At 67.5% G+C, this 19613-nt stretch carries 18 protein-coding genes; 15 read left to right on the top strand and 3 right to left on the bottom strand.

Going from position 1 to position 19613, the window contains the following annotated elements:
* Positions 1-123: 123 nt before the first annotated feature.
* Positions 124-1761, bottom strand: a complete 1638-nt coding sequence (locus tag ACUTAG_RS06740) for an NAD(P)-binding protein (RefSeq protein WP_058665053.1) — start codon at positions 1759-1761, stop codon at positions 124-126.
* A complete protein-coding gene (locus ACUTAG_RS06735; protein WP_006384837.1) occupies positions 1761-3272 on the bottom strand; it encodes a polyamine aminopropyltransferase in 1512 nt (503 codons plus the stop codon). Before ACUTAG_RS06735 ends, ACUTAG_RS06740 begins: the two co-directional genes overlap by 1 nt.
* Before the next feature lie 95 nt (positions 3273-3367).
* On the opposite strand from ACUTAG_RS06735, the gene ACUTAG_RS06730 reads away from it, so the two are divergent.
* The 8 genes from ACUTAG_RS06730 to ACUTAG_RS06695 all read left to right on the top strand — a co-directional run bounded on the left by ACUTAG_RS06730 (position 3368) and on the right by ACUTAG_RS06695 (position 9109).
* Positions 3368-3754: a DUF350 domain-containing protein gene (locus tag ACUTAG_RS06730; protein WP_026384192.1), complete on the top strand. Its 387-nt coding sequence runs from the start codon at positions 3368-3370 to the stop codon at positions 3752-3754.
* 44 nt (positions 3755-3798) lie between these two features.
* Positions 3799-4836, top strand: coding sequence for an SPFH domain-containing protein (locus ACUTAG_RS06725; protein ID WP_054444443.1), 1038 nt, complete (start codon positions 3799-3801; stop codon positions 4834-4836).
* A 13-nt stretch (positions 4837-4849) separates the two neighbouring features.
* Positions 4850-6319, top strand: coding sequence for a DUF4178 domain-containing protein (locus ACUTAG_RS06720; RefSeq protein ID WP_006384834.1), 1470 nt, complete (start codon positions 4850-4852; stop codon positions 6317-6319).
* 3 nt (positions 6320-6322) lie between these two features.
* Positions 6323-6481 carry a hypothetical protein gene (locus tag ACUTAG_RS06715; protein WP_006384833.1) on the top strand — a complete coding sequence of 53 codons (159 nt, stop codon included), beginning with the start codon at positions 6323-6325 and terminating at the stop codon, positions 6479-6481.
* Positions 6478-6828: an adenosylmethionine decarboxylase gene (gene speD / locus ACUTAG_RS06710; protein ID WP_006384832.1), complete on the top strand. Its 351-nt coding sequence runs from the start codon at positions 6478-6480 to the stop codon at positions 6826-6828. The genes ACUTAG_RS06715 and speD overlap by 4 nt, the downstream gene beginning before the upstream one ends.
* A gap of 125 nt (positions 6829-6953) precedes the next feature.
* On the top strand, positions 6954-7712 hold the full coding sequence (modA, locus tag ACUTAG_RS06705) for a molybdate ABC transporter substrate-binding protein (RefSeq protein ID WP_020929035.1): 759 nt from the start codon (positions 6954-6956) through the stop codon (positions 7710-7712).
* Between the two features lie 30 nt (positions 7713-7742).
* Positions 7743-8426 (top strand): molybdate ABC transporter permease subunit, encoded by a 684-nt coding sequence (gene modB / locus ACUTAG_RS06700; protein ID WP_026384746.1) that lies wholly within the window; start codon positions 7743-7745, stop codon positions 8424-8426.
* On the top strand, positions 8423-9109 hold the full coding sequence (locus ACUTAG_RS06695) for an ATP-binding cassette domain-containing protein (RefSeq protein ID WP_020929033.1): 687 nt from the start codon (positions 8423-8425) through the stop codon (positions 9107-9109). Before modB ends, ACUTAG_RS06695 begins: the two co-directional genes overlap by 4 nt.
* A 59-nt stretch (positions 9110-9168) precedes the next feature.
* Here ACUTAG_RS06695 and ACUTAG_RS06690 read toward each other — a convergent pair whose 3' ends face one another.
* On the bottom strand, positions 9169-9963 hold the full coding sequence (locus ACUTAG_RS06690) for a TOBE domain-containing protein (protein ID WP_006384828.1): 795 nt from the start codon (positions 9961-9963) through the stop codon (positions 9169-9171).
* 198 nt (positions 9964-10161) lie between these two features.
* Between ACUTAG_RS06690 and ACUTAG_RS06685 the strand changes: the two genes are divergently transcribed.
* The 7 genes from ACUTAG_RS06685 (at position 10162) to pdxJ (ending at position 19604) form a co-directional block, all read left to right on the top strand.
* Positions 10162-10761 carry a DUF4136 domain-containing protein gene (locus ACUTAG_RS06685; RefSeq protein ID WP_020929031.1) on the top strand — a complete coding sequence of 200 codons (600 nt, stop codon included), beginning with the start codon at positions 10162-10164 and terminating at the stop codon, positions 10759-10761.
* Between the two features lie 23 nt (positions 10762-10784).
* On the top strand, positions 10785-11981 hold the full coding sequence (locus ACUTAG_RS06680) for a DUF3734 domain-containing protein (protein ID WP_148318351.1): 1197 nt from the start codon (positions 10785-10787) through the stop codon (positions 11979-11981).
* A 155-nt stretch (positions 11982-12136) separates the two neighbouring features.
* On the top strand, positions 12137-12580 hold the full coding sequence (locus tag ACUTAG_RS06675) for a winged helix-turn-helix domain-containing protein (protein ID WP_006384825.1): 444 nt from the start codon (positions 12137-12139) through the stop codon (positions 12578-12580).
* A gap of 273 nt (positions 12581-12853) precedes the next feature.
* Positions 12854-14098, top strand: coding sequence for an efflux RND transporter periplasmic adaptor subunit (locus tag ACUTAG_RS06670; RefSeq protein ID WP_446650076.1), 1245 nt, complete (start codon positions 12854-12856; stop codon positions 14096-14098).
* A 63-nt stretch (positions 14099-14161) separates the two neighbouring features.
* Positions 14162-17383 (top strand): efflux RND transporter permease subunit, encoded by a 3222-nt coding sequence (locus ACUTAG_RS06665; protein WP_020929027.1) that lies wholly within the window; start codon positions 14162-14164, stop codon positions 17381-17383.
* Entirely contained in the window at positions 17380-18867 is a 1488-nt protein-coding gene (locus ACUTAG_RS06660) for an efflux transporter outer membrane subunit (protein ID WP_020929026.1), read from the top strand. Before ACUTAG_RS06665 ends, ACUTAG_RS06660 begins: the two co-directional genes overlap by 4 nt.
* Positions 18864-19604 carry a pyridoxine 5'-phosphate synthase gene (pdxJ, locus tag ACUTAG_RS06655; protein ID WP_006384821.1) on the top strand — a complete coding sequence of 247 codons (741 nt, stop codon included), beginning with the start codon at positions 18864-18866 and terminating at the stop codon, positions 19602-19604. The genes ACUTAG_RS06660 and pdxJ overlap by 4 nt, the downstream gene beginning before the upstream one ends.
* Positions 19605-19613 lie beyond the last annotated feature (9 nt).

Here is a 19613-nt window from a genome sequence, read left to right as displayed (position 1 = left end):
TTGTAGGACAGCGGTGGATTGCCGGCGACGGGGGCTATCCATGACGGATGCCGCCGGTGGGGCATGCGGCCGACGCGATGGCTCCGAGGTGATCGTCGATCAGCCGTCGATCAGCCGTCGATCTCAGGCGGCGGGCCGCTGCCCCAGGATGCGCCCGGCGGCCGCCACGCCCCACCAGGCGGCTTCCTCGAACACGGAATAGCCCGACAGGTCGGCATGGGCGAACAGCACCGGGCCGTCGACTTCGCGCAAAGCCGCCAGGCCGGCGTTGGACAGGTAGCCGCAATAGGGCGAGGCCATGGCATGGCCGCGCACCGTGATCTCCAGCTGGCGGGCGCGGCGCCAGAACTCGTCGCCATAGGCGGCCACCAGGTCGGCGGCGGCCTCGTCGCGCAGCGCCTCGGGGCGGGCGTCGGCGAGCCACTGGCGCGCGGCCTGCGGCGTTTGGTCGCTGAGCGCGTGGTAGGCGGTGAACACCGTGCGCGGCGAGCGCGCCACGCGCAGCAGCTGGTGGGTCGAGACCACGTAGCCCAGGGCCTGGCCCTGGTAGACCACGTTGTCCCACGACAGCGGTTCGCCCGGCGCTTCGCGCGGATAGCCGTCCATGACGAAGTTCGATACCAGCCAGGGCGCGTGCGGCGAGGCGTGCGTGGCCGGATCGTAGCCATAGGCGCGGATGTCGGGCAGGATGCGCTGGGCCACGAACAACGGCATGGCGCAGACCGCGCGTTGCGCCGCCAGCGTGTAGACGCTGGCGGCGGCGCCCGGCGCGAGGCAGTCGATGCGGGGGCCGGCGGGGCTTTCATGCAGCCGCGCCGCGGTGCCGGGCAGCAGCCAGTCGCCGTGGCCGAGGCGGGCGCTGATGGCGTCGCGCAGCCGTTGCACCAGCGGCGCCAGGCCCCCGGGCCAGGTCAGCACCGCGCCCTCGGCGGCGTTGGTGGCGTGGCCGTCGCGGCTGGCGAAGTAGTGCAGCCCGGCCCAGGCCGAGACCCGGTCATAGGGCGCGCCGTAGTCGTCGCGGCAGCAGTAGTTCAAATACCAGTGCAGCGCCGGCGAGGTGTAGCCTTCGCGCTCCAGCCACTGCCGGAAGGTCAGCGCATCCAGGGCGCGCCACGCCGGGTCGCGCGAGGACAGCACGATCGGGATGCAGAAGACCTTGCGGCCGTCGTTGCCGATCTCGCCGTGCAGGCGGTCCACCAGCGCCAGGAACTTGCGGTGCTGCTCGATATCGGCCTCGGGCAGCCCGTGCATCGGCAAGAGGCCGTCTTCCCAACGGCCGTCGCGCAGCAGGCGTTCCTGCGGCGAGTGCGCCAGGATGGACTCGTCGTAGTAGGGCCGCGCGCCAAAGGCGTCGCGCTCGGCGATGCCGAAGTCGGCCAGCATCTCGCGCACATGGGTGGACTGCATCGACGGCAGCGGCAGGTAGTGCGCGCCGAGCGGGTAGTCCAGCCCGTCGCGGTTGCCGGCGGCGGCGTTGCCGCCGTACTCGGGGCCTTGGACCACGACGAAATCGGTGAAGCCTTCGCGCGCCAGCTTCCAGGCGCACGACAGGCCGGCCACGCCGGACCCCAGGATCGCCACCTGGCAGCGCCGGGCGCCGGACGACGACGGCAGCGCCGCGCCATCGCGCAGCGCGTGGCCGGCCTGCATGCCGGGGTAGCGCACGTCCGGCGTGGTCTCGACCACGCGCGAACGGTAATAGCCTGCCGTGCCCGCGGCGGCGGCGGTGGCGGCGCCCAGCAGGAAGGTACGGCGGCGCATCAGCGGATGACCTTGCGCCAGTCCTCGTCGAAGTAGCGCACGAGCGATTGCTCGTTCAGGCGGTTCGGCGGCATGGCCAGCGCCGGCATGTCGGCGGGAAAGTGGAACAGCTCGCGCAGGGTGGCGGGGTCGAGGTAGCGGGTGGGCACCGACACCGCCGTCGGCGGCGTGTAGTCGCGGCGCTTGCCGGCCAGGATGAAGCCCCAGTCGCCGAAGGACGGCACGTAGGCGTGGTACGGCCAGGTGTTCAGGCCGGCCTCCTTGAGCGTGGCGTCCACGCTCCAGAACGAGCGCGGCGCGAAGTAGGGCGAGGTCGACTGGATCACCATGTAGCCGTTCTCGGCCAGGTGCCGCGCCATCAGGTGGTAGACCGGCACGGAGTACAGCCGGCCCAGGCCGAAGTTGGACGGATCCGGAAAGTCCACCACGATGAAGTCGTAGACCTCGGCGTGGCTTTCGAGCCAGCGGCCGGCGTCGTCATTGATGACGGTGACGCGCGGATCGGTCAGCGAGCCCTGGTTCAGTTTCGTCAGCGGTTCGGAGCGCGAGAACAGGCCCGTCATGGCAGGATCCAGGTCCACCAGCGTGACGTGCTCCACATGCTTGTACTTGAGGATCTCGCGCACCGCCAGGCCATCGCCGCCGCCCAGCACCAGCACGTTGCGGGCCCACGGCAGCGCCTGCAGGCCGGGGATCACCAGCGACTCGTGGTAGCGGTGCTCGTCGCGCGACGAGAATTGCAGGTTGCCGTTGATGTACAGCCGCAGGTCGTCGTGCCAGCGCGTCACGATCAGGCGCTGGTAGGGCGTGGTCTCGGCGTGCACCACGTCGTCGCCGTACAGGCCCTTTTCGGCCCACGCCGTCATCTGGCCGGAAAACAGGAAGCCCAGGGCCAGCAGCCCCAGCACCACGCCGCCGCGCACGGCGCGTTCGGCCGGACGCCGGATCTCGCCGCGGAACAGCCAGGTGGTCCACAGCGCCACGCCGGCGTTGAGCATGCCGAACAGGAAACTGGTGCGCAGCAGGCCCAGCTTGGGCGCCAGCAACAGCGGAAAGATCAGCGACACGGCCAGCGCGCCGAGATAATCGAAGGTCAGCACGCGGCTGACGATTTCGCGGAACTCGGCCTTGCGCTGGTTGAATACCCGCATCACCAGCGGAATTTCCATGCCGACCATCAGTCCGATAATGAAGACGCCCGCGTACAACGCCGCGCGAAACGGCGCCGACAGCCAGGCGAACACCAGGAACAGGACCGCGGCGGAAACTCCGCCCAACAATGCGACGGCCAGCTCGACATCGATGAATCGATTCAAAACGTCGTCGTCTCTTACATATTTTGACAACCACGATCCGATGCCCATCGCGAACAGATAGCAGCCGATGACGGACGAGAACTGGAGAATGGAATCCCCCAGCAGATAGCTGGCCAGCGCGCTGCTGATGAGCTCATAGCCCAGGCCGCAGGAAGCGACGATCAATACCGACAGGATGAGAACGCGGTCGCGCATGGGGGTTCCGACGTGAAAATGCGTTCGCAGTATATCGAAGGCGCCGTATATACTGCGCGCAATTAGGGCCTGAAGGGGCGATTATGGGAGAAGCGATGCATCCGGCCGTGACCTATCTGATCTACATCGTCTCGGCACTGGTCATGCTGGGCATTTTCACCGCCGTCTACACCACCGTTACCCGCTACAAGGAATTCGAGCTGATCCGCGAGGGCAACATCGCCGCGGTGTTGTCCTACGGCGGCGCCCTGGTGGGCTTTTCCTTCACGCTCTGTTCCAGCATCGCGGTCCACGCCAGTTTCGTCATGTTTCTGGTCTGGGGCGTCGCCGCCATGGTGGTGCAACTGGTCGTCTACGCCGTCGTGTCCCGCGCCATCCACGGCCTGCACGAGGCCATCGAAGAAAACAACATCGCCATGGGCGGCCTGATCGGTTCGATCTCGCTGGCCGCCGGCGTGGTCAACGCCGCCTGCCTGACCTGAGCGGCCAGGCGCGTCGACCTTGATCTGAAACAGGAGAACTTGCCATGAGTCTCGGTTCATTTATCCGCAAGCAGTTTATCGACATCCTGCAATGGAACGAGGACGGCGACGGCGTGCTGGCCTGGCGCCACCCGATGCAGGATTTCGAAATCCAGTACGGCGCCAGCCTGACCGTGCGCGAATCGCAGATGGCGGTGTTCGTCAACGAAGGCAAGGTGGCCGACGTGTTCGGCCCCGGCATGTACAAGCTGACGACCCAGACCCTGCCGGTGCTGACGTACCTGAAGAACTGGGACAAGCTGTTCGAGTCGCCCTTCAAGTCGGACGTGATCTTCTTCAGCACCCGCCTGCAACTGGGCCGGCGCTGGGGCACGGCGCAGCCCGTGACGCTGCGCGACAGCGAGTTCGGCATGGTGCGGCTGCGCGCCTTCGGCGTGTACTCGTACCAGATCACCGACCCGGCCAAGTTCTACCGCGAGATCAGCGGCACGCGCGACGTCTACACCGTCGACGACCTGGAAATGCAACTGCGCAACATGGTGGTTGCGGCCATGACCACGGCGCTGGGCGGATCCAAGGTGCCGTTCCTGGATATCGCCGGCAACCAGGGCCTGATGTCGCAGAGTATCGCCGAGCAATTGGGCCCGGTGTTCGACCGCTATGGCGTCAAACTCGACAATTTCACGGTCGAGAACGTGTCGCTGCCCGAGGAATTGCAGAAGGCGCTGGATACGCGGATCTCGATGGGCATGGCTGGCGACCTGGGCAAATTCACCCAGTACCAGACCGCCACCTCGATCCCGCTGGCGGCCCAGAACGAAGGCGGCATCGCCGGCATCGGCGCGGGCCTGGCGGCCGGCGCGGCGCTGGGCCAGACCATGGCCGCCGGCCTGGGCGTGGCCCAGGGCCAGCCGGCTCCGGGCGCCGCGGCCGGGGCCGCGGCAGCGGGGGCGGCCGCCGGCGCTGGCGCCGATCCGGTGCAGCGGCTGCAGCAGCTCAAGGACTTGCTGGACAAGGGCCTGATCACGCCGGCCGATTACGACACGGCCAAGGCCGAAGTCCTGAAGAAACTCACCAGCTGAGCGCCGCACGCCCATGCAGCAGGTCCTGTGTCCGCAGTGCGGAGCGCCCGTCAAGTTCACTTCCACGGCATCGGTCATGGCGGTCTGCGGCGCCTGCCGCAGCACGCTGCTCAAGGACGCCGAATCGGTCAGGCGCATCGGCGAGACCGCCGATGTCCTGGAAGACTATTCGCCGCTGTGCCTGGGCGCTTCCGGCAAGTTCGAGGGCAAGCGCTTCGATTTGATCGGCCGCATCCAGCTGCGCTACGAGGACGGCTTCTGGAACGAGTGGTACCTGTGGTTCGACGACGGCTCGGACGGCTGGCTGTCGGATGCTTCCGGCCAGTACGCCATCACCCGTCGCCGCAAGGTCAAGACGGTGCAGGGCCTGCCGGCATTTGCCGACATCGCCGCGGGCGATGACCTGAAGCTGGACGGCCAGCGCTTCACCGCCTCCGACGTGCGCCGTTGCCGCGCCGGCGGCGCGCAGGGCGAATTGCCGTTCGTGCCTGGCGATGGCTGGGAAGCCAAGGTGGCGGACTTCCGCAGCCTGGATGCCTTCCTCACGCTGGATTTTTCCGACGGCCCGCAGCCCGAACTCTATATCGGCAAGGCCTTCGACCTGTCTGCCATGCAGGCCTCCACGCTGCGCTCGAACGAGCAGGTCGAGGAAACCGCCGGGCGCTTCCGCGGCCAGATCAAGGCGCTCGATTGCCCCAACTGCGGCGCGCCCATCAGCTTCGTGGCGGCCATGGCGACCCAGGTGGTGTGCCCGTCCTGCGCGGCCACCGTCGATTGCGCCGGTGAAACCGCCGAAGTCATCGACAAGGCGCGCAAGGTCCGGGCCATCAAGACCACGCTGGCGCTGGGCGCCACCGCCAGGATCGACGGCACGACCTACACCCTGATCGGGCTGATGAAGTGCGCGGACCCGGATCCGGAAGAACCGTCGGACTGGATCGAATACCTGCTGTTCAGTCCGGTCAAGGGCTTCACCTGGCTGGTCGAGACCGACGAGGGCTGGGAACGCGTGCAGGTCTGCGATACCTGGCCCAGCCACAACAATGCCACCAGCGTGCGCTGGCGTTCCAAGCTGTACCACAAGCTGTACGACTACACGTCGCGCGTCGACCTGGCGCTGGGCGCCTTCAACTGGCGCGTGAAGGTCGGCGACCGCACCCAGATCACCGACTACAAGGCGGGCAATCTCAAGCTCACCCGGGAGCAGGCTCCGGCCGAAGTGGGCTGGTCGGCCGCCGCACCGGTCGCGCCCGCGCAACTGGCCGAATGGTTCGGCAACCCCGAGCTGGCCAGGCAGAAAGCGATGCCGCGCGCCGCCTTGTCCGGCGGTTACCGCAAATGGGCCTGGTTCGCGACCATCGCCATGGGCTTTCTCAATATTGGCAACATTTTCAGTGGGCGCATCCTGCCGATCGTGATCGGCCTGGCGTTCCTGTGGCTGCCGGCCAGCCTCGCGGACAAGATCTCCGCAAAGGATGAATAAGGGATGGGCAAGCTTCTATACGCCATCTACGCCGTCATCGTGGTGATGGCCGCGACCGGCGCCAGTTCGCCCGGCGCCCGCTACACCAGCGGCGGCGGCAGCAGCTGGGGCGGCGGTTCTTCGGGCAGCTCGGGCTGGTCGTCGGGCGGTTCGCACAAGTGACGCCGCACGCCACGCCCGGCCGCCATATCCTGGCCGATTTCCGCGGCGTGCCCGCCGCTCTGCTGGCCGACGCGGCAGCGCTCGAACGCGAACTGGTCCTGGCCGCCGAGGCGGCGGGGGCGCGGGTGCTGGGCGCCCATTTCCATCACTTCGGCGAGGGCGCGGGCGTGACCGGCGTGGTCATGCTGAGCGAATCCCATATCAGCGTCCATTCCTGGCCCGAACACCGGTTCGCGGCGCTGGACATCTTCATGTGCGGGGCCGCCCGCCCGGAACTGGCGCTCGAACGCCTGCGGGCGGCGCTGGGGCCGGACACGGTGCGCGTCACCACGGTCGAGCGCGGCTGAGCGCGCCCCAGGCTGATTTTTCTCCTTCGTTGACCTGGCGCAAGCCAGCCGCCGACGCAAATTGACGGGCGTTATATACCTATATATATTTCGTTACCGAGATTGATCTGCCTGAGGAGAGCTTCATGTTCCGCAAATCCCCGATCCTGGCCGCATCGCTGGTCCTGGCCGCCGTCTGGGGCACCAGCGCCCACGCCGGCGACCTGGTGGTGTCCGCCGCCGCCAGCCTGACCAACGCGTTCAAGGACGTGGCCCAGGCGTACGAAAAGGAGCATGCCGGCACCAAGGTCATCCTGAACTTCGGCGCCTCCGACGTGCTGCTGCAGCAGATCGTCAAGGGCGCGCCCGCCGACGTGTTCGCGTCCGCCGACCAGAAGGCCATGGACAAGGCGGTCGAGGAAAAGGCCGTCAAACCCGATACGCGCATCGACTTCGCCGCCAACCAGGTGGTGCTGATCGTGCCGACCGACAGCAAGGCCAACATCACCGCGCTCAAGGACCTGACGCGCGACGACATCAAGCGCATTGCCTACGGCAACCCGGCTTCGGTGCCGGTGGGCCGCTACACGCAGGGCGCGTTGCAGGCCGCCGGCCTGTGGGACGCGGTGCAGGCCAAGAGCGTGCTGGCGCAGAACGTGCGCCAGAGCCTGGACTACGTGTCGCGCGGCGAGGTCGACGCGGGCTTCGTGTTCGCCACCGACGCCGCCGTGATGCCGGACAAGGTCAAGGTGGCCGTGCGCGTGCCGTCGCAGACCCCGGTGACCTATCCCATCGCCGTGACCGCGCGCGACGACGCCGCCAAGGAAGCGCAAAGCTTCGTGGCCTATGTGATGTCGCCCGCCGGGCAGGAAATCCTGTCGCGCTACGGCTTCCAGAAGCCTTGAGGGCGCGGGCGACAGCCAACGCAGTCAGCGATGAGTGATTCGGTATGGGTGCCCCTGCTGCTTACCCTGAAAGTGGCGGGCTGGGCGACGTTGCTGGCGACCGTGGCCGGCTCCGCGGCCGCCTATTGTCTGTCGCGCTGGCGTTGGCCCGGGCGCGATCTGCTCGATGCCATCCTGACCCTGCCGCTGGTGCTGCCGCCCACGGTCCTGGGCTACTACCTGCTGGTGCTGCTGGGCCGGCGCGGCGTGCTGGGCGAGCGGCTGGCCGATATCGGCATTGAGCTGGTGTTCACCTGGCAGGGCGCGGTCATCGCCGCGTCGGTGGTGGCCTTCCCGCTGGTGTTCAAGTCGGCCCGCGCCGCTTTCGAGAACGTCGATTCGCAACTGGAAAACGCGGCCCGCGTGCTGGGCGTGTGCGAGGCCGGGGTGTTCTTCCGCGTGACGCTGCCGCTGGCGGCGCGCGGCATCGTCGCCGGCGTGTTGCTGGCGTTTGCGCGCGCGCTGGGCGAATTCGGCGCCACCCTGATGATCGCCGGCAACCTGCCGGGCCGCACCCAGACGCTGTCGGTCGCCATCTACGAGGCGGTGCAGGCGGGCGATGACGCCACCGCCAATTTCCTGGTGCTGGTGACTTCCATCACCTGCATCGTGGTGCTGCTGGCGGCCGGCAAGCTGGTGCCGATCCGTTCCAGCCGACGCGGAGGCGGACAATGAGCGTCGATCTGCGCATCCGCAAGAACATGGTGTCCGGCGACCGCCATTTTTCGCTGGACGTGGCGTTCTCGTCCAAGGCCAAGCGCATTGCGCTGTTCGGCCCGTCGGGCGCCGGCAAGAGCCTGACGCTGCGAGCGGTGGCCGGGCTGCTGCGGCCGGACGCCGGCCGCATCGAGGTCAACGGCAGGGTGCTGTTCGACGCCGAGGCCCGCGTCAGCGTCGCGCCGCAGGCCCGCCGCGTGGCCTACCTGTTCCAGGATTACGCGTTGTTTCCGCACCTGACGGTGGCGCAGAACATCGCCTTCGGTTCGCGCCGCGGCTGGCTCAACCCGCCCCGGCGCGCGGTCTCGGCCGAGGCGCGGCGGTGGGTGGACGCCTTCGAGCTGGGCGCCATCGTGGGCAGCTATCCGCACGAGATCTCGGGCGGCCAGAAGCAACGCGTGGCGCTGGCGCGCGCGCTGATGCTCAAGCCCGAGATCGTGCTGTTGGACGAACCGTTCTCGGCGCTCGATTCGCAACTGCGCGGCAAGATGCGGCTGGAGCTGAACGCCCTGCAGCGCCAGCTGGACGTGCCGATGCTGTTGATCACGCATGATCCGGCCGACGTCGAGGCGCTGGCCGACGAGGTCTTCGAAGTGCGCGACGGCAAGGTGCGCCGACGCGACGAGGATGTCGGCGTCTAGCAGGCGTCCAGGGGCGGCGCAAGGTCTGTCTCAACGGCGGCCGCCCCCGCGCGCGGGAGTCAGTCCAGCACGCCCAGGATCACGCTGGAAGCCTTGAACACGGCGACCGCTTGCGCGCCTTCACGCAAGCCCAGTTCCTGCGCGCTTTCGTTGGTGACGATGGCCGCCAGCGTGGCGCCGCCTTCCAGCCCGATCAGGATCTCGCTGTTGACCGCGCCGGTACGTACCGCCGTGATGGTGCCCGGCAGCTGGTTGCGGGCCGACAGCCGCAGGCCCGCACCCGGCGCGCCGACGATGACCGACGAGGCCTTGACCAGGGCCAGCGCTTCCTTGCCGGGCGCCAGCTCCAGTTCCTGGGTGCTTTCCCGGGTGATGGTGGCGGTGATGACCTGGCCGCCGGCGATGCGCAGCAGGACTTCGTCGTTGACGGCGCCCGCGCGGATTTCCATTACCGTGCCCATGAGTTTGTTGCGTGCGCTGGTCTTCAGCATGAATCGCCTCATCAAGTCGAGATCGCCGCTGGCATCCACGCCAGCGTGCGTCAGGTTTTCCATGAACTTGCGGTGTTCGGCTTCCAGGGCCCGGAAGGTCGCGATCAGGCCGCGAGCCCGGTCGGTCAGGCGCGTGCCGCCGCCGCCCTTGCCCCCGGCGGCGCGCAGCACCAGCGGCTCGCCTGCCAGGTTGTTCATCGCATCGATGGCATCCCAGGCGCCCTTGTAGCTCATGCCCACCGCGCGCGCGGCGGCCGTGATGGAGCCGGTGGCGTCAATTTGCGCCAGCAGGTCTATGCGGTTCTTTCCGCCCCAAGTCTGGGTGCCGGAACGAAACCAAATCGAGCCGTCGAGTTCCAACATCGGTATCAGGTCTGGTCGGGGTCTGGAATATTCCCGAGTGTAATGGAGCCCGTCCGGCGGCCGTTTGAGATATATCCGATGAGAATGAGATGCTGTTGAAACTTTATCCGCTTCGCGGCACTATGGACGCGCTCGGGGTGTGTTGATGGGTGTTCAACTCGGGGGACCGGCTCACGGCCCCGCTTCTTGGAGATCGACATGAAAGCGCTGAAAATGCTGGCATCGGGTTCCCTGGTCACCATCCTGGCGGCTTGCGCCTCCAGTCCCGCCATCAAAAGCGATTACGACCGCCAGGCGGATTTCTCGCGCTACCGGACCTTCGGCTACATGTCGCCGCTGGGCACCGACAAGGCCGGCTACAGCACGCTGCTGACCGAACGCCTCAAGGACGCCACGCGCGGCCAGATGGAAATGCGTGGCTATGTGTACGACGCCGCCAATCCCGACCTGCTGGTCAATTTCAATGGCAAGCTGCAGCAGAAGACCCAGGTGACCGAGGCGCCGCCGCCGCCCATGGGCCCGTACTACGGCTATCGCAGTGGCTTCTATGGCGGCTGGCCCGGCTACGGCTGGGGCGACACCGTCTACCAATACACCGAAGGCACTCTCAACATCGACCTGGTCGACGCGCGTCGCAAGCAGATGGTGTGGGAAGGCGTGGCCGTCGGGGAAGTCCAGAACCCGGACACGGCGACCTCGTCGCAGAACATCGACAAGGCCGTGGCCGGGATCTTCGCCAAATATCCGTTCCGTGCCGGTGTGGCCGCGCCGCAAGTGCCGGACAAGAGCAAGCCCTAGCCCGTGTTTCGAAGGAACCCCGCATGAGTACTCGCCGCAAGGCCGCATCCCCAGACACCGGCGCGACGCCGCCCTATGAAACCGTGGCCCTGGTGCTGCAGGGCGGGGGCGCCCTGGGGTCCTACCAGGCCGGCGTGTACCAGGGGCTGCACGAGGCAGGCATCCGGCCGAACTGGATTTCCGGGATTTCGATCGGATCGATCAATGCGGCGATCATCGCCGGCTCGCCCGAAAACGAGCGGGTGGAGCGCCTGCGCGGGTTCTGGGAAAGCATCTGCCGGCCGGCGGGGTTCGCCTCGGTACCCTGGGGCGACACGCTGGCCGGCATGTTCGAGGGCATCCCGTTCGGATTCGGCTCGCCTGCCATGAATGGCCAGCTGTCGGCCTTCCAGGCCCTGTTCTCGGGCCAGCCGGGGTTCTTCAAGCCGCGCTTTCCGCCGCCGTACTGGGTGCATGGCAAGGGCGCGGCGTCGACCAGCTTCTACGACACCACGCCGCTGGCCGCGACCCTGCGCCAGTACATCGATTTCGACCTGCTCAACGCCGGCGCGGTGCGCGCCAGTTTCGGCGTGGTGAACGTGCGCAGCGGCAATTTCGCCTATTTCGACAGCCTCCGGCATACCCTCGGGCCCGAGCACATCATGGCCTCGGGCGCCTTGCCGCCGGGCTTTCCCTCCGTGGAGATCGACGGCGAGCACTACTGGGACGGAGGCGTGGTGTCCAACACGCCGCTGGCCCAGGTGCTGACCAGCGACACCATGCGCGACACGCTGGCGTTCCAGGTGGATCTGTGGCCCGCCCGCGGCGCGTTGCCGACCACGCTCGAGGAAGTGGCCGAGCGCCAGAAGGACATCCAGTACTCCAGCCGGACCCGCATGGTCACCGACCAGTTGCGGCGCGTGCTGAAGCTTCGCCATGGCCTGCAGCAGCTGCTCGAGCGCCTGCCCGAGCGCGAGCGCGACGCGCCGGACCTGGCGGAAATCCGGCGGCTGGCCAAGACGCCGGCCACCAACATCATCAACCTGATCTACGAATCCAAGCACCGCGAGCGCTATTCCAAGGATTATGAGTTCGGCACGGAGGCCATGCGCGAGCACTGGGAGTCCGGGCTGGCCGATATCCGCCAGACGCTGGCGCGGCCGGGCATCCTGGCGCGTCCCACCCAGGACAGCTGTTTCGTCACGCACGATATCCATCGAAACGGCACGCACACCTCTTGACCTGTGGTGCGATTTCCTAGGACTCGTCTGATTCCAGGGCAACATCGCCGCGCAATCACGTCAGCAACGGTAGTCTTTCGGCAAGACTTGAAACCTTGTTCCGGGTCCGGGCCGTCGTCCTTTTCCAGGCGGCCCGCCCGGTGGAGACACCGACGATGACCGCACCCTTTTCCCATTCCCCTCTCCGCGTGCCGCCGGCCGCGCCGTCTCCCGACGCGGGGCGCGAGGGCTCCAGCAATGATGCGGCCGCGGCGTCCGACGCCTTTCCGGTCCGCCTGGATGGCTGGTGGAGCCTGCTCTACCATGGCTGGACCCTGCTGACCCCGCAAGGAACCCGGCTCGACCTGACCGAGGTCGAGCGCGCCTGCTTCCAGTGCCTGTTGCGCAATCCCCGCAAGGAACTGCTGCGCGAAGAACTCGCCGTCCTGCGCGAGGAACTGATGTTGCCGCGCCAAAGCACCAACCTGCGCGCCCTGAACGTGGCGATCTGCCGCCTGCGCCGCAAGGTGCGCCAGGCGGGCGGGCGCCTGCCCCTGCATACGGTGCATGGCGTGGGCTACGTGTTCCTGGGCAATCTGCAAGAGGTTGCCGACCTCTGATCGCGGCGGCTGGATTTCCCTCCCTCCCGATGTCGCGTCTCGTCGTGAAAATCAGTGATTTCCCCAATAACTGAGTTACATTAACGGGCTATTCACGTGTCACAGGCGGGGCGCAGGGTTTTGCTTTGATCGCAAACAAGGATTGCGGTCAAATACGGCGGTCGAAATGCGGCCGCGCAACCCCGTGGCCGCCTACGGCAACCGGACGCGGCGAGGGTCATCGCCGTCACATTGTTGCGGTCGCTTGGCGCGGTTAACTTCGCGGGGGTTTCAATGCGGTTTTCGCCTAAACGTGTCTCAGGTCTGGCTTTCTCCGGCGGCGTCCTCGCGCTGTTGTTGGCAGGGTGCGGTGAAAAGCCGCAGATGAACCCTGGCATGCCCCAGGTCAGCGTCATTACCGTGCAGCCGCAGCGCACGCCCATCGTCTCCGAACTGCCCGGGCGCGTCGACGCCGTGCGCGACGCCCAGATCCGCTCGCGGGTCACCGGCATCGTCCAGAAGATCACCTTCGAACAGGGCGGCGACGTCAAGGAAAACCAGCTGCTGTTCAAGATCGATCCGGCGCCCTACAAGGCCGCCTACGACCAGGCCACCGCGCAGCTCAAGCAGGCGCAGGCCAACCTGTTCAGCGCCAAGCTGCTGGCCGACCGTTACGCGCCGCTGGTCAAGGCCAACGCCGTCAGCAAGCAGGAATATGACAACGCCGTGGCGGCCTATCGCCAGGCCGAGGCCACCGTGGCCGCCGCCAAGGCGACCCAGGACAACGCCTCGATCAACCTGGGCTACACCGACGTCGTGTCGCCCATCACGGGCCGCATCGGCAAGCCGCTGGTGACCGAAGGTGCGCTGGTCGAGGCCACCTCGGCCACGCAGATGGCCACTGTGCAGCAGCTCGATCCCATCTACGTCGACTTCACCCAGTCCACCTCGGACCTGGCCGCGCTGCGCCGCGCCTTTGCCAGCGGCAAGCTGCAACAGGTCGGCAAGGACGCCGCCCGTGCCACCGTGGTGCTGGAGGACGGCACCGAATACGACCGTCCCGGCAAGCTGCTGTTCACCGGCATCACCGTCGATCCCAGCACCGGCCAGGTCAACCTGCGCGCCGAGATCCCCAACCCCGACGGCATCCTGCTGCCCGGCATGTACGTGCGCGTGCGGCTGGAGCAGGGCGTGGACGACCAGGCCCTGCTGGTGCCGCAGCAGGCGCTGCAGCGCACGGCCGACGGTTCGCAGAGCCTGATGCTGGTCAAGGACAACAAGATCGAACAGTTGCCCGTCACCACCGGCGGCGCCGTCAAGACCGACTGGATCATCACCAGCGGCCTGAAGGCCGGCGACGTGGTCGTGGTCGAGGGCTTCCAGAAGATCCGTCCCGGGGCGCCGGTGCAGGCCAGCCCCTGGAACAAGGCGGGCGGCGCGCCCGCCGCGGGCGGGCGGCCGGGGCAGCCCGGCGCCAAGCCCGCGGACCCCGGCGCCAAGCCGGCCGAGCCGGCGCAACAGGCCCCGCAGAAATCGTAAGCGGCTCGCAGCGCAATGCGCTGCGTTCCTCTTTGGTGAGCATCGCTTTCAGAGTCAGCCCACATGCCGCAATTTTTTATTGATCGACCAATCTTCGCCTGGGTAGTCGCCCTGTTCATCCTGCTGGCGGGGATACTGGCCATCCCGAACATGCCGGTGTCGCAGTACCCCGACGTGGCGCCGCCGGCCATCACCATCACCGCGACCTATCCGGGCGCCTCGGCCAAGGAAGTGGCCGAATCGGTCACCAGTATCATCGAGGACAAGCTCAACGGCGCCAAGGGCCTGATCTACTACGAGTCGGTCAGCGATTCCTACGGCACCTCGACCATCACCGCCACCTTCGCGCCCGGCCGCGACCCTGACCTGGCGCAGGTGGACGTGCAGAACCGCGTGTCCAACGTGATCGCCCAGCTGCCGTCCGCGGTGCAGCAACAGGGCCTGAAGTACGAGCAGACCAGTACCGGCTTCCTGATGATCGTGACGCTGTCGTCCACCGACGGCTCGCTCGATCAGACCGCGCTGGCCGACTACATCACCCGCAACATCCAGAACCCGGTGTCGCGGGTGTCCGGCGTGGGCCAGTTCCAGCTGTTCGCGGCGCCGCGCGCCATGCGCATCTGGGTCGACCCGGCCAAGCTGGTCGGCTTCAGCCTGAGCATGTCCGAGGTCAACCAGGCCATCGCCGCGCAGAACGTGCTGGTGTCGGGCGGCAGCATCGGCGCGCCGCCCAATCCTGATTCGCAGCGCATCACAGCCACCGTGGTGGCCAACGGCCAGCTCAGCACCGTCGATGGTTTCGGCAAGATCGTGCTGCGCGCCAACAGCGATGGTTCCAAGGTGCTGCTGCGCGACGTCGCCCGCATCGAGGTCGGCGCCGACAACTACCAGTTCGGCGCCCGCCTGAACGGCAAGCCCACGGCCGCCTTCGCCATCGTGCTGTCACCCGACGCCAACGCGCTGGCCACCGCGCAGGGCGTGCGCCAGCAGATGGACGAGCTGTCCAAGTACTTCCCCGGCAACATCACCTACGCCATCCCCTACGACACCGCGCCCTACGTCAAGGTCTCGATCGAGCAGGTGCTGCACACCCTGGCCGAAGCCATGGTGCTGGTGTTCCTGGTGATGTACCTGTTCCTGCAGAACGTGCGCTACACCCTGATCCCGGCGCTGGTGGTGCCGGTGGCCATGCTGGGGTCGTTCGCCGTCATGCTGGGGTTTGGATTCTCGATCAACGTGCTGACCATGTTCGCCATGGTGCTGGCCATCGGCATCCTGGTGGACGACGCCATCGTGGTGGTCGAGAACGTCGAGCGGATCATGGCGACCGAAGGGTTGCCGCCCAAGGAAGCCACCAAGAAAGCCATGCCGCAGATCAGCGGCGCCATCATCGGCATCACGCTGGTGCTGGTGACGGTGTTCCTGCCGCTGGCCTTCATGAGCGGGTCGGTGGGCGTGATCTACCGCCAGTTCTCGGTGGCCATGGCCGTGTCGATTTTCTTCTCGGCGCTGTTGGCGCTGACCTTCACGCCGGCGCTGTGCGCGACCATCCTGAAGCCGGTGCCCAAGGGGCACCACAACGACAAGAAGGGTTTCTTCGGCTGGTTCAACCGCAAGTTCGATGCCACCACGCACGGCTACCAGAACTGGGTCTCGCGCATCCTGCACAAGGGCGGCCGCATGATGCTGGCCTTCCTGGTGCTGGTGATCCTGCTGGGCTGGCTGTACCTGCGCCTGCCGTCGTCGTTCCTGCCGGAAGAAGACCAGGGCTACGTCATCAGCAACATCGAGCTGCCCACGGGCGCCAGCGCCAATCGCACGGTGCAGGTGATCGAAGAGGTCGAGGCCTATTTCCGCGAGATTCCCGCGGTCGAGAACATCATCACGGTGCAGGGCTACAGCTTCAACGGCAATGGCCTGAACGCGGCCATCGCCTTCACCACGCTCAAGGACTTCAAGGATCGCAAGGGCAAGGGGGATTCGGCCGGCGCGATCGCGTTCAACGCCTTCCAGAAGCAGCTCATGGGCATCCACGACGCCCAGGTGTTCACGCTGGTGCCGCCCGCGATCTCGTCGCTGGGCAATGCCACCGGCTTCGACCTGCGCCTGCAGGATCGCGGCGCGGCCGGCACCGAGGCGCTGGCCGCGGCCACCGGCCAGCTGATGGGCATGGCCATGAAGAGCCCGGTGCTGTCGCAGGTGCGCATCACCGGCCTGTCGGCCGGCACGCAGCTGACGCTGGACATCGACCGCGACAAGGCAGCGGCGCTGGGGGTGAACTTCGACGAGGCCGCCTCGCTGATCTCCACCGCCGTCGGTTCGGCCTACCTGAGCAAGTTCCCCAACCTGGGCCGGATGCAGAACATCTGGGTGCAGGCGGATGCGCCGTACCGCATGCAGCTGTCGGACGTGCTGCAGCTGAACGCCCGCAACGCCCAGGGCGGCATGGTGCCGCTGTCGTCGTTCGTGACGGCCAAGTGGTCGCAGGGCCCGGTGCAGGTGGTGCGCTACAACAGCTACGAATCCATGCGCATCGGCGGCAGCGCCGCGGCCGGCTACACGACCGGCCAGGCCATGGAGGAAATGCAGAAGCTGGTGGGCCAGCTGCCGCAGGGCTTCGGCTACGAATGGACCGGGCTGTCCTACCAGGAACGCCAGGCCGGCAACCAGGCCCCGATCCTGATGGGCCTGTCGCTGCTGGTGGTGTTCCTGGTGCTGGCCGCGCTGTATGAAAGCTGGGCCATCCCGATCTCCGTGATGCTGGTGGTGCCGCTGGGGATGCTGGGCGCGGTGGCGCTGGTCAGCGCGCTGGGCATGTCCAACGACGTGTACTTCCAGGTGGGCATGGTGACCGTGATCGGGCTGGCGGCCAAGAACGCCATCCTGATCGTGGAATTCGCCAAGGACCAGTACGCGCGCGGCATGGGCCTGTACGAGGCGGCGGTGGAAGCCGCGCGCCTGCGGTTCCGGCCGATCCTGATGACCTCGCTGGCGTTCATCCTGGGCGTGGTGCCGCTGGCCATGGCCACCGGCGCCGGCGCCGCCAGCCAGCGCGCGGTGGGCCTGGGTGTGTTGGGCGGCATGCTGGCCGCCACGCCGTTCGCGGTGATTTTCGTGCCGACCTTCTTCGTCGTGGTGCTGGGTCTGTTCAAGACCAAGCCGCGCCTGCTGGGCGCCGAGCTGCGCGCCTTCGAGGAAGAACAGGCGGCCAAGAAGGCGGCCGCGGGGCAAACCCCGCCGGACGCATCCGCACAACCCAACGGTGGCCAGGAGGGCAAGGAATGAGCGCCCTGATGTTCAAACAGACCGCCTTGTCAGCCTTCGTGGCGGTGGCGTTGGCCGGCTGCTCGCTGGCGCCCGACTACAAGCGTCCCGACGCGCCGGTCTCCGGCAACTGGCCCGACCAGCCCAAGGTGCAGTACGGCGCGTACGCCACGCCGATGACGCTGGGGACCCAGCCCGCGTCGGCGGTGGCGCCGCAGGCGGGCACGCCCGCGGCCGACCTGGGCTGGCGCGAGTTCTTCCGTGATCCGCGCCTGCAGCGCCTGATCGAGCTGGCGCTGGTCAACAATCGCGACCTGCGCGTGGCGGTGCAGCGCGTCGAAGAGGCGCGCGCCCAGTATGGCGTGCAGCGCGGCGCGCAATGGCCCAGCATCGGCGCCGGCATCCAGGGGCAGCGCCAGCGTTTCCCCGAGAACATGCGCCAGCCGGGCGCCGGTTCGGTCACCAGTTCGTACCAGGCCGGCATCGGCCTGACCACGTTCGAGATCGACCTGTTCGGCCGCCTGCGCAGCCTGTCGGAAGCGGCGTACCAGCAGTACCTGTCGACCGAGCAGGCGCAAAAGAGCACCCACATCACGCTGATCGGCGCGGTGGCGCAGTCGTACTTCAACCTGCGCGCGGCCCAGGTGCAGCTGGAACTGACCCAGCGCACGCTGGCCTCGCGCCAGGAGTCGTACAACCTGGTCAAGCGCCGCTTCGACGGTGGCGTCGCTTCCGAACTGGACCTGAACCAGTCCAAGTCGCTGCTGGATACGGCCTCGGCCGACCTGGCGCAGTTGGCCCGGGCCCAGGCCCAGGCCGTCAATGCGTTGGTGCTGTTGCTCGGCACGCCGTTGCCCGAGGACCTGCCGCCGCCCGCCACGTTCGGCCGCGACCAGCTGCTGGCGACGGTGCCGGCCGGGCTGCCGTCCGACCTGCTGGAGCGTCGTCCGGACATCCTGGCCGCCGAGAACAACCTGAAGTCGGCCAATGCCAACATCGGCGCGGCGCGCGCGGCGTTCTTCCCGACCATCTCGCTGACCGGCCTGTTCGGCGTGGCCAGCCCGTCGCTGGATACGCTGTTCAAGGGCGGGCAAGGGTACTGGAGCTTCTCGCCGTCGATCACCACGCCGCTGTTCGCCGGCGGCAGCATCCGCGAAGGCTTGAACCTGGCCAAGGCGCGCGACAACATCGCGGTGGCGCAGTACGAGCAGACCATCCAGCAGGCGTTCCGCGAGGTCTCGGACGCGCTGGCGGGCGAAGCCACCTACGGCGCCCAGCTGGACGCCCAGCGCGCGCTGCAGGATTCGTCGGCGCGCACCCTGGAGCTGTCGAACCTGCGCTATACCAATGGTATCGACAGCTACCTGCAGGTGCAGACCGCGCAAGTGGACTTTTTCAATGCCCAGCTGGCGCTGGTGCAAACCGGCCTGGCCGCGCTGATCAACCGTGTGGAACTCTACAAGGCACTGGGCGGCGGCTGGGAAGAAACAACGAAAGTGCAATGATAGAACTTGGTGTAAACATCGATCACGTCGCGACCCTGCGGCAGCAGCGTCACACGACCTATCCCGACCCGGTCGCGGCGGCGCTGCGCGCCGAGGACGCCGGCGCCGACCTGATCACGCTGCATCTGCGCGAAGACCGCCGCCACATCCAGGACGCCGACGTCTACGCCATCCGGCCGCGGTTGCGCACCCGCATGAACCTGGAATGCGCGGTGACGCCGGAAATGCTGGAGATCGCCTGCGCGGTCAAGCCCAATGACGTCTGCCTGGTGCCGGAAAAACGCACCGAGCTGACTACCGAGGGCGGGCTGGAAGTGGCCGGCGCCTTGTCGGCGGTGACGGACGCGGTCGGCCTGCTGACCGAGACCGGCATCCGCGTGTCGCTGTTCATCGACCCCGATCCCGCACAGATCGAAGCCGCTGCCCGCGCCGGCGCGCCCGTCATCGAGCTGCATACCGGCGCCTACGCCGAAGCGGAGGGCGAGGCCGCCCAGGCCGAACTCGAACGCATCCGCGTGGCGGTGGCCGAAGGGCTGCGCCATGGCTTGCGCGTCAATGCCGGCCATGGCCTGCACTACGGCAACGTCAAGCCGGTGGCGGCGCTGGACGGCATTTCCGAGCTCAATATCGGCCACGCCATCGTCGCGCAGGCGGTGTTCGACGGCTGGGAAAAGGCGGTGCGCGACATGAAGGCGCTGATGGTGCAGGCCCGCCTGGAAGCGCTGCGCGGCCGTTGAGCCCAGGCC

This window comes from Achromobacter sp. CSND-B12 (genome assembly GCF_052906545.1).
The sequence above is the reverse complement of the archived record's forward strand: the minus strand, read 5'-3'. Positions and strand labels throughout refer to the sequence as shown.